This window comes from Vibrio sp. R15-SG3-ISO1B (assembly GCF_059833835.1).
Window position 1 is genome coordinate 114,535 of the sequence record NZ_JCBDGG010000043.1, and the last position, 13,218, is coordinate 127,752.

Annotated in this window: 13 protein-coding genes; 7 read left to right on the forward strand and 6 right to left on the reverse strand. The window is 46.6% G+C overall.

What is annotated here, in order from left to right; all coding sequences use genetic code 11:
- Window positions 1-155 precede the first annotated feature (155 nt).
- From AC6R0S_RS13060 to pstB, 4 genes are all read left to right on the forward strand, one after another.
- On the forward strand, window positions 156-977 hold the full coding sequence (locus AC6R0S_RS13060; protein WP_487902909.1) for a phosphate ABC transporter substrate-binding protein: 822 nt from the start codon (window positions 156-158) through the stop codon (window positions 975-977).
- A gap of 92 nt (window positions 978-1,069) precedes the next feature.
- Entirely contained in the window at window positions 1,070-2,002 is a 933-nt protein-coding gene (gene pstC / locus AC6R0S_RS13065) for a phosphate ABC transporter permease subunit PstC (RefSeq protein WP_500626208.1), read from the forward strand.
- 16 nt (window positions 2,003-2,018) lie between these two features.
- The gene (pstA, locus tag AC6R0S_RS13070) at window positions 2,019-2,882 is read left to right on the forward strand and encodes a phosphate ABC transporter permease PstA (protein WP_487902911.1); all 864 of its coding nucleotides are present in this window, start codon (window positions 2,019-2,021) and stop codon (window positions 2,880-2,882) included.
- Between the two features lie 33 nt (window positions 2,883-2,915).
- Complete coding sequence (gene pstB, locus AC6R0S_RS13075) at window positions 2,916-3,665, forward strand: phosphate ABC transporter ATP-binding protein PstB (RefSeq protein WP_334552864.1); 750 nt, start codon at window positions 2,916-2,918, stop codon at window positions 3,663-3,665.
- Window positions 3,666-4,157: 492 nt separating this feature from the next.
- Here pstB and AC6R0S_RS13080 read toward each other — a convergent pair whose 3' ends face one another.
- Both AC6R0S_RS13080 and AC6R0S_RS13085 read right to left on the reverse strand, forming a co-directional pair.
- Complete coding sequence (locus AC6R0S_RS13080) at window positions 4,158-4,877, reverse strand: hypothetical protein (RefSeq protein ID WP_500638097.1); 720 nt, start codon at window positions 4,875-4,877, stop codon at window positions 4,158-4,160.
- Between the two features lie 54 nt (window positions 4,878-4,931).
- A complete protein-coding gene (locus AC6R0S_RS13085; protein ID WP_500638098.1) occupies window positions 4,932-5,549 on the reverse strand; it encodes a curlin subunit CsgB in 618 nt (205 codons plus the stop codon).
- A 409-nt stretch (window positions 5,550-5,958) separates the two neighbouring features.
- Here AC6R0S_RS13085 and AC6R0S_RS13090 point away from each other — a divergent pair, with 409 nt between their 5' ends.
- The 3 genes from AC6R0S_RS13090 to AC6R0S_RS13100 are packed head-to-tail and all read left to right on the forward strand — an operon-like array spanning window position 5,959 to window position 7,702.
- Entirely contained in the window at window positions 5,959-6,423 is a 465-nt protein-coding gene (locus AC6R0S_RS13090; RefSeq protein ID WP_500630234.1) for a curli production assembly/transport protein CsgE, read from the forward strand.
- Between the two features lie 23 nt (window positions 6,424-6,446).
- Window positions 6,447-6,851, forward strand: a complete 405-nt coding sequence (locus tag AC6R0S_RS13095) for a curli assembly protein CsgF (RefSeq protein ID WP_500632417.1) — start codon at window positions 6,447-6,449, stop codon at window positions 6,849-6,851.
- Window positions 6,852-6,865: 14 nt separating this feature from the next.
- Window positions 6,866-7,702, forward strand: a complete 837-nt coding sequence (locus AC6R0S_RS13100; RefSeq protein WP_334552853.1) for a CsgG/HfaB family protein — start codon at window positions 6,866-6,868, stop codon at window positions 7,700-7,702.
- Between the two features lie 132 nt (window positions 7,703-7,834).
- On the opposite strand, the gene AC6R0S_RS13105 is transcribed toward AC6R0S_RS13100, so the two are convergent.
- From AC6R0S_RS13105 to AC6R0S_RS13120, 4 genes are all read right to left on the reverse strand, one after another.
- Window positions 7,835-9,067 carry a quaternary amine ABC transporter ATP-binding protein gene (locus AC6R0S_RS13105; RefSeq protein ID WP_487902916.1) on the reverse strand — a complete coding sequence of 411 codons (1,233 nt, stop codon included), beginning with the start codon at window positions 9,065-9,067 and terminating at the stop codon, window positions 7,835-7,837.
- Complete coding sequence (locus AC6R0S_RS13110; protein ID WP_500630232.1) at window positions 9,060-9,959, reverse strand: ABC transporter permease; 900 nt, start codon at window positions 9,957-9,959, stop codon at window positions 9,060-9,062. The genes AC6R0S_RS13105 and AC6R0S_RS13110 overlap by 8 nt, the downstream gene beginning before the upstream one ends.
- Window positions 9,960-10,039: 80 nt before the next feature.
- Window positions 10,040-11,029 carry an ABC transporter substrate-binding protein gene (locus AC6R0S_RS13115; RefSeq protein ID WP_500630231.1) on the reverse strand — a complete coding sequence of 330 codons (990 nt, stop codon included), beginning with the start codon at window positions 11,027-11,029 and terminating at the stop codon, window positions 10,040-10,042.
- 202 nt (window positions 11,030-11,231) lie between these two features.
- Window positions 11,232-12,977, reverse strand: a complete 1,746-nt coding sequence (locus AC6R0S_RS13120) for an SgrR family transcriptional regulator (protein WP_500638099.1) — start codon at window positions 12,975-12,977, stop codon at window positions 11,232-11,234.
- Window positions 12,978-13,218: the final 241 nt, after the last annotated feature.

Below are 13,218 nucleotides of genomic sequence, written 5' to 3' on the forward strand. Positions count from 1 at the left end.
GGTAAGGGCGTCAGTAATGTGCTGACGTTGAGAAATAAGACCAATGTGTCATATAGGCTTCAACGAAGTGAAACACAACTGTCACATTTGAGTCCTAAAGTGAGCAGCGTTCAAGTGAAACACAACGGCAATAAAGCCAACTTAAGGAAATTGTGATGAAAAAGACAGTAATCGGTGCAATCGCACTTCTAGGCGCCATGGCAGTGACTCCTGTTTCTGCTAAAGAAACAATCTCTGCTGTAGGTTCTAGCAGCGTAACTCCACTGATGGAAGTTTTCTCTGAAACATACATGAAGTCAAACTCTGATGTGTTTATCGAAGTTCAAGGACCAGGTTCTTCTGCGGGCGTGAAAGCGGCGAAGAACGGCAGTGCTGACCTTGGCATGTCTTCTCGTAACCTGAAAGAGTCTGAGAAAGAGCCAACATTGAAAGAGCTAACAGTTGCACTCGACGGTATCGCTGTTGTGGTGAACCCTAAGAACGATCTAAAAGGTCTAACTGCTGAGCAAGTAACGGCTATCTACACGGGTGAAGTGACGAACTGGAAAGACGTAGGCGGCGCAGACAAGCCTATCGTAGCGATCACTCGCGATACTGCATCAGGTACGCGTGGCGCGTTCGAAGACATCATGAGCCTTAAGAAGAAGATCTCGGGCAAAACTGTGTCAGCGATTTCTCAGCGTGCTCAAGTGGCCAACGGTAACGGTGCTCTTAAAACCATGGTTGCCTCTAACCCATACGCGATTGGTTACATCTCTCTAGGTACCGTTGACGAGTCGGTTCACGCACTAGCGATTGACGGTGTCGATGCAACGGTTGACAACGTGAAAGGCGGTTCTTACAAAGTGGCGCGTCCTTTCCTAGTTCTTTACCGTGAAGGTCAACCTACTGCGGCAACACAGAAATTCCTAGACTGGATGGTGTCTGACGACGCGCAAGCGCTTGTTGACCAAAAAGGTTACATCTCAGTTAAGTAACGCCAGTAAGATTTTAATTGCTCAGCCCCCTTTGGGCTGAGCCTTTTCTCACTCTGAAACGAGTGTTTCACTCGTTATCTCGGTAAGATTTTATGACCATCGCAACAAGTAGTGAAAAGCTTATGAATACTCAAGCGACTCAAGTATCTAAGCCAAGTCTTCGTGCCAAAAAGCGCGTTGATTGGAAAGAGCGCATCTTCCATGGCTTATTCTTAACCAGTGCTATTATCGGCATTGTTTCTCTCGCCATCATTGCTTACTTCATTTTTAGAGAATCCATTCCTGCCTTTCAAGAAGCGGGGATTACCGGCATTGTTTTAGGCCAAGACTGGTTGCCACCGGCACTGTATGGTGTGGCGACCATGATTGTCGCTTCGATTGTGTCCACCTTTGGCGCAGTGATTGTGGGTGTGCCGATTGGTGTATTAACAGCCATCTTTATCGCGGAAATCGCGCCCAAACGTTTAGCGGATGTGATTCGACCAGCGGTTGAGCTGTTAGCGGGTATCCCTTCGGTCGTCTATGGCTTCTTTGGCCTAGTCATCATTGTTCCGCTGATTCAAAACATCTTCAATGTGCCTGCGGGTAACACCATTTTGGCCGGTATCATTGTACTCGGGGTGATGATTCTTCCTACGGTCATTACCGTGTCTGAAACCTCGATTCGCGCTGTGCCTCGCGCCTACAAAGAAGGGTCGTTAGCGCTGGGGGCGTCAAAAATCTACACCATCTTTAAGCTTCTCGTTCCAGCGGCACGAAGCGGTATCATGACTGGGGTTATCTTAGGCATTGGTCGCGCATTGGGCGAAACGATGGCGATCATTATGGTCATGGGTAACGCACCGGCGATGCCACAAGGTATTTTAGATTCCGCACGTACGCTGACCGCTAACATTGCCATTGAAATGTCCTACGCAAGCGGTGTACATGCGAACGCTCTCTACGCAACGGGCGTGGTACTGTTGGCGTTTATCATGATGTTAAACGGTGCATTGTTGTACTTAAACCGCGAAAAAGCGAAATAAGCGATAGGTGAAGATTATGGACCGCGTGAAATTAAAACAGTCTCGAGAGCGTAAGGATCAGATCCTCAATGCGTTTGTTTGGTTGTCTGCTGCGCTGACAGTTGGCTTCCTATTTTGGATTATCTGGTACATTCTTTCGAATGGCCTACAGCATGTTGATTGGAAATTTATCTCTGGCGATTACACTCGAACCGGTGATGAGCAAGGTATCTTTCCGATGATTGTATCGACCATTTACATGGTTATCGCATCAATTGCGGTTGCGGCCCCAATGGGCATCATGACCGCCATCTACCTAACAGAATACGCCAAAGTGGGCAGTAAACTGGTCAAAGTGATCCGTTTCTGTACTGAGTCACTGGCGGGTATTCCATCGATCATCTTTGGTCTGTTTGGTATGACATTCTTTGTGGCCATTTTGGGGCTGGGCTTCTCCATCCTATCGGGTGCATTGACACTGAGTATCTTGATTCTTCCCGTGATCATCCGAACTACGGAAGAGGCGTTGATGTCCGTACCACAAACATACCGCGAAGGCTCATATGGCCTTGGCGCATCGAAAATTTACACTATCTGGCGCCTAATTTTGCCAAGCGCAATGCCAGGTATCTTAACCTCGGTCATTCTAAGTATTGGTCGTGTGATTGGTGAGTCTGCCCCTGTATTTCTCACCGCAGGTATGGTCGCGCGTATTCCTGATTCGTTATTCGATTCAGGCAGAACGCTGACGGTACACCTGTACAAGCTCACTACAGAGCTCTTCACGATAGATGAGTGGAATCAGGCCTATGGAACTGCGACAGTGCTGATTGTGGTTGTTCTATTGATCAACATGATCACTAAACTGATTGCTCGCCGCTTCAATACCGCGACTTACTGATCGCTGACTGACCAAATTTAAGAGATTAAGACCATGAACAAATTCAACATTGAAAATCTAGACCTGTTTTACGGTGAGAACCAAGCCCTTAAATCGATCAACCTTCCGATCCCAACCCGTCAGGTGACGGCGTTGATTGGGCCTTCAGGCTGTGGTAAATCGACGCTGTTGCGCTGCTTAAACCGCATGAATGACTTGATTGAAGGTGTGACTATCAAAGGCTCGCTTGAGATGGACGGCACCGACATCTACGGCAACATTGACGTGGCGGATTTGCGCATTCGTGTTGGGATGGTGTTCCAAAAACCTAACCCTTTCCCTATGAGCATTTATGAAAACGTGGCGTATGGTCTGCGCGCTCAGGGTATCAAAGATAAAAAACACATCGATGAAGTGGTAGAGCGTTCACTGCGTGGCGCCGCTTTGTGGGATGAAGTCAAAGATCGTCTTAAATCGCACGCTTTCGGCTTGTCGGGTGGTCAGCAGCAGCGTCTATGTATCGCGCGTACAATTGCGATGGAACCGGATGTGATCTTGATGGATGAACCGACGTCCGCGCTTGACCCAATCGCGACTCACAAGATCGAAGAGTTGATGGAAGAGCTGAAAAAGAACTACACGATCGTGATTGTGACGCACTCCATGCAGCAAGCACGTCGCATCTCTGATCGCACGGCGTTTTTCTTAATGGGTGAGTTAGTTGAGCATGACGATACACAAGTTATCTTCAGCGACCCTAAAGACGATCGCACCAAAGGCTATGTAAACGGCGACTTTGGTTAATGCTTAGCAACTTATAAACAGAATTTACTGGCAATATCACTATAATAATATGCGATGGTACTTTGCCCCTCTTTTAGAGGGGCTTTTTTGTGCCCGTCTTTTGCTCATGTTATGAGTGGAGATTGAGATTTTTAAATCAACGCGATTGGCTTTCTGACAATATGCAGTCTTGATGTAAGGACAAGTGAAGCGGTACCACTTGAGGGGCGCTAAGTACCAGTGTGACTGGAAGCGTATCGAGGGAAACCGTGACGCGCGAACCTGGGTTTAAAGAGCTTTGAATCGTGTTTGTACCTTGCAGTTTAATCTTGCTGCCAGAGGGGATTGTGGGCAGCGCAGTGATGGTGAGATGGATAGAGGTGGGATTGTGCTCACAGTGAAGTGTCAAATACGGAGGGAGCGTGTGAAGGGCGGGAAAGGCCAGTGTTTGGAAGGAGAATAGGAAAGCGATACCCGGAGGTATCGCTTGAGAGAACATCTTGCACATATCAACTAATACTGAGTGATATTAACATAGTTACCGTTAGATGCTGAACCGGTAACAGTAGCCGTATCCCAAGCCGTTTGGGTTACATACACCTGGTTGTGATTTGAGTTACCACCAAGGTACACAGTAGCCTCTGACTCAAATGACGTTTGGTTGATATCTACTTTGTTACCGTTACCCCGGTTGATCGTTACTGTGGCAGTGTTGTCATCGTTCTGTACAATATCAATATCATTTGCATCACCCCAATACACATTGACAGTTGCGGTGTTGTCAGCCTTATAACTTTGATTAATATCAATGAGGTTTCGATCTGAATTATAGTTAATATTTACTGTCGCACTGTTATCTGCTACTACGTTCGAGTCTGCTTGTACAACATTAATTTGGTTAGCATCAGAGTTGCCCTGAACGTATATTTCTGCTGAAGTATTACCGAATCCTTCTTGCTCCGTATAGATAATGTTTCTATCAGAGTTGTTTACGTACACTGTGGACTGCAGAAACATACCGTTTTGAGAAATGTCAATATCGTTCAATACGGTGCTTTGCATAGTGACATTCGCATCATTTCCCTCATCTGACAATAATAGAGAGTTAGGGGATGTTTGTACAATTGCGATATTATCGCTGTTGGCGCTATTTAAACTTACTTGAGCTTCATTTTCTGCATAAACTGCCGATGATGCCAAAATAGCTGTGATTGTGATTGCTAACTTTTTCATGAATAGATCCTTACTTTTGTCCATTTATAGTGATGTTATCCTTTACGTTGTGCGTCATTGTTCAACGTAAATACTGCGATGCATTGAGTTCTTTATGAAGATAAAGTCATCTCCATCCTGATTAATTCCATAACTGGCATTACTTTTATCAATCACAACGGCAATGTTATTATCATTGACTTGTGAAATGCTGATATCACTGCCATAACTAGACAAGCATTTTCGACCGCTGCATTGTTCTAGATAAGCCAGGTTGAAATCCCCATCTTGTTTGATATAACCAGTATGGTCTTGACCAGTTTGTACAAGTACGGCGACATTTTTTCGTCCAGATTGCTCCACCATCCCGGTGTTATCTGAGCCTGTCTGAGATACAATTGCTGTACTCGAATCAGTTTTATCTTGTATTACCTTGGCCTTATTTTTTCCGTTCCCAATGTGATGTTGGTGAATAAAAACATTTGAATCAACACTGTTATTCAGAATGACCTCTGCATAATTACCTGGAGAGGTGTTTAATTCATCAAATTCAATAAAGCTATCTGAATTATTAAACTCTCCAAAGACCTTCGACATTTCGTCGAAATCATGTCGTGTACCACCATATGCATGAGCCATGGATAATAAAGATAAGACGACAAAACCTTTCTTGACATAGTTGAGATTTTGCACCTTAACCTCCGTTATTTAGGTGTTCAGCGAGTTGCTGTCTCCATAACTCACGATTAATTATGCTCGCACTACCACTAAATACAATGAACTTAAAATTGAAAATTAATCAGATCAATTTTCTTTTTAATGAGACGGTTTCTTGTAATGGGCAATCTAAAGTTTAATTAAACTTGTTTCATAACTAGTTATTTCGTTTATTTTCTATTTAACTAATTGATATTTAATGAATTTAATTGATGTCCAATAGGCTATGAGTTAGAGGGCTAGCGATTGTCTTCTACATAGATGGCTGGTTTAGTCTCAATATTGAGATGGGTAAGATTGTTTGAATAGTATCCTTTTATCTTTTTTAAAGATCATATAAGTTTTAAACATGATCATACTTCTCATGCAAAAGTGGACAATTAGAATGAATCGAATAAACACCTTTACGTCTATGTGTATTGGTTTTTTTCTTTGCTTAGTTAACCACTTGGGCTTTGCAGAAGAGATAGAAGATGTGAAGAATTCGAGTGGCAGTCAACATATAGAAAGCAACGAATTTTATGCTGAGGTTGAAGGGCTGATCGTGGATAGAACAATGACGCGGCTAGGAGATGATTTTTATTTTTTCTTCACTCAGTACATGAATGATCGCCATGGTTCATTACAAGAAAACTTAGTAGTCAAGGAGCGCCCTACTGCGTTGTCTGGCAGTATTATCAGCGTTCTTCATCGCGACAAAGTTATTTATCGTACGGCGTTGTCCCCAGGAAGAAAAACAGCACAGGACAAAGCCAAAGATGCACTTAGTGCAGTCACTAACTATTTATTGAGATGGAAAGCTCAGCGTGAGTATCAAGATACTTTTGATCTCGAACGTGATGAGTTCTGAAGGGAATAATGATGAAAATAAAGATGATGTTTCGGCAGTGTGTAACGTTAGCCTGCCTCTTTACTGGCAGTCTTTACGCAACGGAACTGGTGTATACGCCAGTGAATCCTAGCTTTGGTGGTAACCCGCTCAACAGTTCACATTTGTTTGGTGTGGCGAATGCGATCAATGGTTATGAAGGTCCAGACAACGGGCTAGATTTTGAAGAGGAATCGGCGCTCGATCGACTAGCGAATAGCTTAGAATCACGCTTGATTAGCCAACTGTTATCAGACGTAGGGAATGGGAATACGGGTCAGTTAGAGACGGACGACTTTTATCTCAATATTGTCGACAACGGTGGCACATTGTCGGTGCAAATTGTGGATAAAATCTCCGGTGAATCCACCGAGATAAAAGTTGCGGGCTTAAACCCGGATAATAATTAGAACGGAGACTGCCCATGCGCCTGATTACTCTCACTTTACTCTGTGGCTTATTATCCGGTTGTGCCATTTCTATGGATATGCCTGATACCGACGAAGCACCCACTTTGATGCCACGCGGTGCAACTTATCAAGACTTGGTCAACTTACCTGAACCTCGAGGTAAGATTTTGGTCTCTGTCTACGACTTCCGCGATCAAACCGGTCAATATAAGCCTCAACCTAACAGTAACTTCTCGACGGCGGTCCCCCAAGGTGGTACGGCGCTGTTGACTGCGTCTTTGCTTGACTCCAAATGGTTTGTACCGCTTGAGCGAGAAGGGCTACAAAACTTGTTGACCGAGCGCAAGATCATTCGAGCGGCACAAAATAAGGGCTCAGGTGCAGAAAACCACGGTGATGATTTGAGTGCACTGAGCTCTGCTAATGTCGTGATTGAGGGCGGTATCGTCGCCTATGACTCAAACATTAAAACGGGGGGGGCCGGGGCGCGTTATCTTGGCATTGGCTCATCGGGGACATACCGAACAGACCAAGTCACAGTGAACTTGCGTGCGGTGAATGTTCGTACGGGGCAGATTCTGCTTAGTGTCACTACGAGCAAGACGATATTTTCCCATGAACTGACGGCAGGGGCGTTTCGTTTTATTGACTACCAAGATTTACTTGAAGTCGAAGCGGGGTACACGAACAACGAGCCAGTGAACGTCGCTGTGATGTCTGCGATAGATGCGGCGGTCATTCACGTCATTGTTCGAGGTATCAGTCAAGGACTTTGGCAACCGGCTAACCCAGAAGACAGAAACAACGCGTTGCTACAAAAATACGCCAAACAGACTCATCAGATTTTATAAAAGCAAACCTAAGGCCAAAAGCCTGTCTATTCAGAAAAGTCACGCCTATACAGATCGTATAGGCGTTTTTCTGTCTGCTTGTATCACTTAAGTGCTCAATCGTGATTGAGGGAGAATGGTGTTTACTATCACCTAGGAGGGAGTGTTGGCGGGTTTATCCTTGTCATCCTGTGCCGCGTCCTCGCCCGTGTCGGCAAATATCTCCGCGACTGCGCTGCGCTCTAACTCGCCTTGCAGATTCCCTTCGTCGTCAACGACGGGTAGAGAGTAGTCGTACGACATGGTGTCGACCAGCACCTCTTCGATGGCAGAATCGGCAGAGACCGTCGGCACTTCCTCATAGATTTCCTGATTGATTGCGTCTTCGCCATGTTCTTTGGCGGCATCCATCAGACCCTCTTTTGTCAACACGCCCTGATACCCCTCTTCAGTGACATGATAGGCGTAATCTTGTTTGAAGCCTTTCATCTGTTTGATGGCGTCTTGAATTGTGGTGGCGGTAATGCGATACGCGGGTGGGTTCATCACGGTTTCCACCGTGAGCGCGCGAGCACGATTGACGTCTTTGACAAACGCCTCAACGTAATCATCAGCAGGGTTCAAGAGGATATCGTCCGGTGTGCCTTGCTGAACCAGCTCACCATCTTTGAGGATGGCAATTCTGTCGCCCAATCTCAGAGCTTCATCCAGGTCGTGAGTAATAAACACGATGGTTTTGTGCAGTTTTTCTTGCAGCTCGATAAGTTGATCTTGCATTTCACTGCGAATCAGTGGGTCGAGCGCCGAGAAGGCTTCATCCATAAGCAGGATTTCTGCATCGGTACACAGGGCACGTGCTAAACCGACACGTTGCTGTTGTCCTCCAGATAGCTGAGAAGGGTATTGGTTTTGATAGCCTGACAGCCCAACGGTATCGAGCCATTCATTGGCTTTTTTTAAGCGCTCTGGTTTTGGGATGCCTTGAATTTCTAATCCGTACGCGACATTGTCGACAACCGTACGATGAGGGAGCAGGCCAAAGCGCTGAAATACCATCGACATTTTGTGACGGCGGAACTCTTCAAGCTCGCTTTGACTGAGCTTCATCACATCGGTCCCTTCGACCAAAATCTGGCCTTCGGTGGGGTCGATGAGTCGATTAAAGTGTCGAATCAAGGTGGATTTTCCAGAGCCTGACAGGCCCATGATGACAAAAATCTCCCCTTTATTGATTTGGAGATTGATCTCTTTAAGTCCGACAGTATGGCCGGTTTCAGCGAGTACGTCGTCTTTGCTTTGACCCTGCTTGACTCGCTCCATGACAGAGTGTGGCTTGGCACCGAAGACCTTGTACAAGCCACTGATCTCGATAAGTGGTTTAGTCATGTTTCAGATCTCCTAGATGAGCTTGGGTGCGCTTTGCATACGCTTGTGAGGCTCGGTCAAACAAAATAGCCAGCACGACGATGGCAAATCCGTTAAGTAGGCCTAACGTAAAGTATTGGTTGGTGATGGATTTAAGAACGGGTTGCCCTAGGCCTTTTACACCAATCATAGAGGCAATGACCACCATCGATAGCGCCATCATGATGGTTTGGTTGATGCCTGCCATGATGGTGGGCATCGCCAGTGGGAGTTGCACGCCAAACAGCCGTTGTTTGGCGCTGGCGCCGAAGGCCGTCGCGGCTTCGAGCACCTCTTTGTCGACCAAGCGGATACCGAGGTTGGTTAGGCGAATAACCGGAGGGATCGCATAAATCACCACGGCAATGAGCCCCGGTATTTTACCGATGCCGAGTAGCATTACGACCGGAATGAGATACACAAACGCGGGCATGGTTTGCATGATGTCCAACATCGGCGTGACGATCGATTGGACTCGATTTGAACGCGCCATCGCAATACCAATAGGGATACCAAGCACAATAGATAGCATGGTGCAGACAGTGATGATACTCAGCGTTCGCATAGTATCTTCCCACATACCAAAATAGCCAATGAAAATCAGTGAGATAAAACACCCGACACCCAATTTCCAAGAGCGACTGGCCAGATAAACAAGCGCGGTACAGACCGCAAGAACAATAACCCAAGGCGTGGAGAGGAGCAGTTTTTCAAACCAAATTAAAAATGAGAGCAGTGGGTCAAAGAAAGACTCGATCATTTCACCGTATTCGCGAGAAAACTCGCGGTAGGCACCATCGAGTGTTTTGCGAATCGCTCGCAAATCTGAGCGTTCCATTTCTGGAAAGCTGCTAAACCAACTATCACTAGACATCGTGTTTATTCCTTTTATTCTCCTTCACGCGTCGCGCGTGAAGGAGTACAACTTATAACAGAGTTAAGGGAGGAGGGGGGTTAGAGTGCTTTGGTCACTTTGTCCGCAACGTCTGCAGGTACCCAAGCTTGCCAGATCTGTGGGTAGGACTCTAAGAAGTGGAACATAGCTTCCTCACTGTCTGCTTGGTTGTCTTCCATCCAAGCGAGCAACTGGTTCATGTCAGCGTTAGTAAAGCCACGCTTTGTAAAGTAGTCATACGCTTCTGGTGAGCGAGTAGCGAACTCTTCTGTCGTGATGGTGTGGACGGGTGAAGGTGGGTACATCGTCGCTTTAGGCTCCGCACATTCCGGTTGCGAAGTACAGTTGACGAACTCATCTAAGTCAACACCACTACCAAAATCGACTTTGACCATGTTGTATTTACCCAAAACGGCCGTCGGGGCCCAGTAGTAACCGAACCAACCTTGTTCACGCTCATAGGCTTTGGCGATAGAGCCAGATAGACCGGCACTTGAGCCTGGATCAATGATGGCAAATCCCGCTTCTTCTAATTTCAGTGCGCGGAATAGGTTCCCAGCGCTGATTTGACAGTTCCAGCCCGCAGGACAGCTGTAAAAAGCGCCTAATTCGTCATCTTCAGGGTGCTCAAACAGCTTCGCGTGTTTTTTCACCCCTTCGATTGTTGCAAGTTCTGGATGCTGTTCCACCAAGTACGCAGGTACCCAAAAACCTTCTTCACCGCCATCAACGAGGGATTTACCTGCGTAGCGCAGACGTTTTTCCTCAACCCCTTTGTCTAGCGCATCTTTTAGCGCGTTACTCCAAAGCTCTGGAGCCACATCAGGTTGACCTTTTTCAATCATTGAGGTGCCAGTAGGCATGGTGTCCCCTGGGATAAGTTCGGCATCGCAGCCGTAACCATGTTCTAAAATAAATTTGTCGATGTTGGCCATCAAACTGGCTGAGTTCCAGTTCATATCAGCGATGGTAACAGAGCCACATTCACTTGCCTGTGTGTGAAATGTGGCGGCGGAAAGCGCAATTAGAGTCGCGGATTTGAGTTTCATTATAATTCCCTTCTAAATGAATCCATCAATAGAATAGTGAATTAATGGTTAGAGTTCAAATAAAAGTGGCACGCAGTGTGCTTGTCGTTAGTAATTTTTCGCTCGTTAACGTGAGAGAAATCGCATTTGTATGCATGTTGCCCATTAAATTTGCATAAAGCTAGTGTGATGAATGTCTTGTTTTGGTTTGAGTTCAAATGAATTAGTCCGTGGACCAAACGTTTTTAATGTCTGGCCAGCCCCAGTTGGTGAGCTCGACGTCTTTGAGCACACCCTCAAATCTGAGTGTTTGCCGATGATGGAACAGTGGCGACAGCCAAAACTGATTGATGAGCGCGGAGGCGATGGGCTCTAGCGCCTCTAAGTAGTTCGCCAGTGGTGTCGTGCTGCGTAGATCATCTAGCGTGCGCAGCAGCCAGCGTTTGGAGTCTTCGCCAATGCAAGCTTGGACAATTGGGTTGTGGTAGAGGCTGTTGAACGCTGAGGCGTGGCGATTGTCATCGAGGTTGATATTGGTGACGATCAGAGACGCTTGTAACTGACCACTTTCAGCGAGCGCAGTCAGCTCACGATAAGAATAGGAGTGAACCGTGACTTCAACGCCAAGGGTTTCGAGTAACGACTGAATAGCGAGTGCGCAGCTTTGCAGCGCGGTGTAGTCGTAAACGGCAATGCTGATGTGATTGGGCAGCGGTACACGAGGCATCGTGGGTCGAATCACTTTATGCCACATCGGCAGTAAGTTTTGCGCGACCTCACAACCGAACGCACGTCCGCTCTCTTGTAACTGCTTGAGCACTCGCAGAGGGGTGATAAAGGTCGAAAGAAAACGGCGTTGAGCATCGTTGAGCGTATTGCACGCCGTTTGATTAAATAGGACAAACATACAGCCATCTTCAACCCGAGAGCGCTTGATGTCGGTGTGCGGTTCATGACTCACCGCATGTGAGAGATAGTGATGACAGGGATATTGCGCACCCGGTTGGTTTGTCTCGATTTGTTTTTTGTGGGCAGTGGGCTCTTCAATTTGCCAGATGGTCACTTGGTCGGTAAGCGCTCGGCAGGCATAGAAGCGCTCGAACGCTTGCAGGTTCAGTTTGGCACTGGAATGTTCGCTTACTTCGAAGGGGCCCGACCCGATAACTTGTGATTGTTTCGTGTCGTGGACTTGGCTCGGCGGTTGAATGGAATACTTCACGCCAGAGAGTAAGCCACCAAATCCTTGGTCGGGAAGAGAGAGTTCGAACATCACTTTATTGTGCCCGGGCGAGTGCACGGATTTTAAATGGGACAATTCACTGCGGTAATGACCAAGCTCACGCAATCGCTCAAACAGTGCCACGACACTGTTTGCGTCGATTGGCGCACCATTGTGAAACGTTAGCCCAGGACGTAAATAAAACGTCCATGTCAACGCGTCTTCATCATAGTGCCAATGATGAGCCAGTTGAGGAGTGAGCATACCGTCATTGGTACAACCAACCAGGCAACAGTAGATCTGGCGAATCAGATAGCGCTCACTTGAGCGTTGCAATTGATGGGGTACTAACCGCTCAAAAGCACGTTTGTAAGTTAACTGTATATGCAGCCTTCCTTCACGTAGCGTCGCACCGGAGGTGTGTTGTAGGAGGCGGCCAAACTCAATTTGGTCGTCATCGAGGATCTGGAGCGCTTTCTCGTATTGGCCTTGACTGATACGGGAAGCGGCAAGTTGCGATTTCAAATCAAACAAGGCGTAGTGAAGTGTCAACGAGGAGCGTTGATTACGTCCCGCCTTTGGTGCCCAACTCAACCAGTTCAGTGTTTGCATCTGACCAAGTAAATTGCGAGCGTGCCGGGGTGTCGTACACAAATGTTCTGCCACCGTTGGTAGCGCAATCTTAATCGTTGCGCTTGTTCCTAGCGGCTCAAGGCGAGAATAATAACGCAGTAAATTGATGTCAGACACTAGGCCTCCAATAATGAGAACAGAAAGTAAATGTGACTTCCGTGTTTTGGCGAAATTCACGCTTATTGGCCGGTATAAAGCCGATATCTCGATTATATGGGAAAGACCAAGAAAAATTTAGACTCTTTTTTCTTTCCTTATTAAGTCGCACACTGACGCTGTACTAAGGAGGCATGAATGAACCCAATGACTCACCCCATCATCGAATATTATTCTCAGCGTTTAATGATCACCCACTCTT

Excerpts from the sequence above, each read along its gene's own strand:
- AC6R0S_RS13110 (WP_500630232.1), bottom strand. The coding sequence starts at position 9,959 with ATGTCTAGTGATAGTTGGTTTAGCAGCTTTCCAGAAATGGAACGCTCA.
- AC6R0S_RS13095 (WP_500632417.1), top strand. The coding sequence starts at position 6,447 with ATGATGTTTCGGCAGTGTGTAACGTTAGCCTGCCTCTTTACTGGCAGT.
- pstC (WP_500626208.1), top strand. The coding sequence starts at position 1,070 with ATGACCATCGCAACAAGTAGTGAAAAGCTTATGAATACTCAAGCGACT.
- AC6R0S_RS13115 (WP_500630231.1), bottom strand. The coding sequence starts at position 11,029 with ATGAAACTCAAATCCGCGACTCTAATTGCGCTTTCCGCCGCCACATTT.
- AC6R0S_RS13100 (WP_334552853.1), top strand. The coding sequence starts at position 6,866 with ATGCGCCTGATTACTCTCACTTTACTCTGTGGCTTATTATCCGGTTGT.
- pstA (WP_487902911.1), top strand. The coding sequence starts at position 2,019 with ATGGACCGCGTGAAATTAAAACAGTCTCGAGAGCGTAAGGATCAGATC.
- AC6R0S_RS13060 (WP_487902909.1), top strand. The coding sequence starts at position 156 with ATGAAAAAGACAGTAATCGGTGCAATCGCACTTCTAGGCGCCATGGCA.
- AC6R0S_RS13090 (WP_500630234.1), top strand. The coding sequence starts at position 5,959 with ATGAATCGAATAAACACCTTTACGTCTATGTGTATTGGTTTTTTTCTT.
- AC6R0S_RS13080 (WP_500638097.1), bottom strand. The coding sequence starts at position 4,877 with ATGAAAAAGTTAGCAATCACAATCACAGCTATTTTGGCATCATCGGCA.
- AC6R0S_RS13105 (WP_487902916.1), bottom strand. The coding sequence starts at position 9,067 with ATGACTAAACCACTTATCGAGATCAGTGGCTTGTACAAGGTCTTCGGT.
- pstB (WP_334552864.1), top strand. The coding sequence starts at position 2,916 with ATGAACAAATTCAACATTGAAAATCTAGACCTGTTTTACGGTGAGAAC.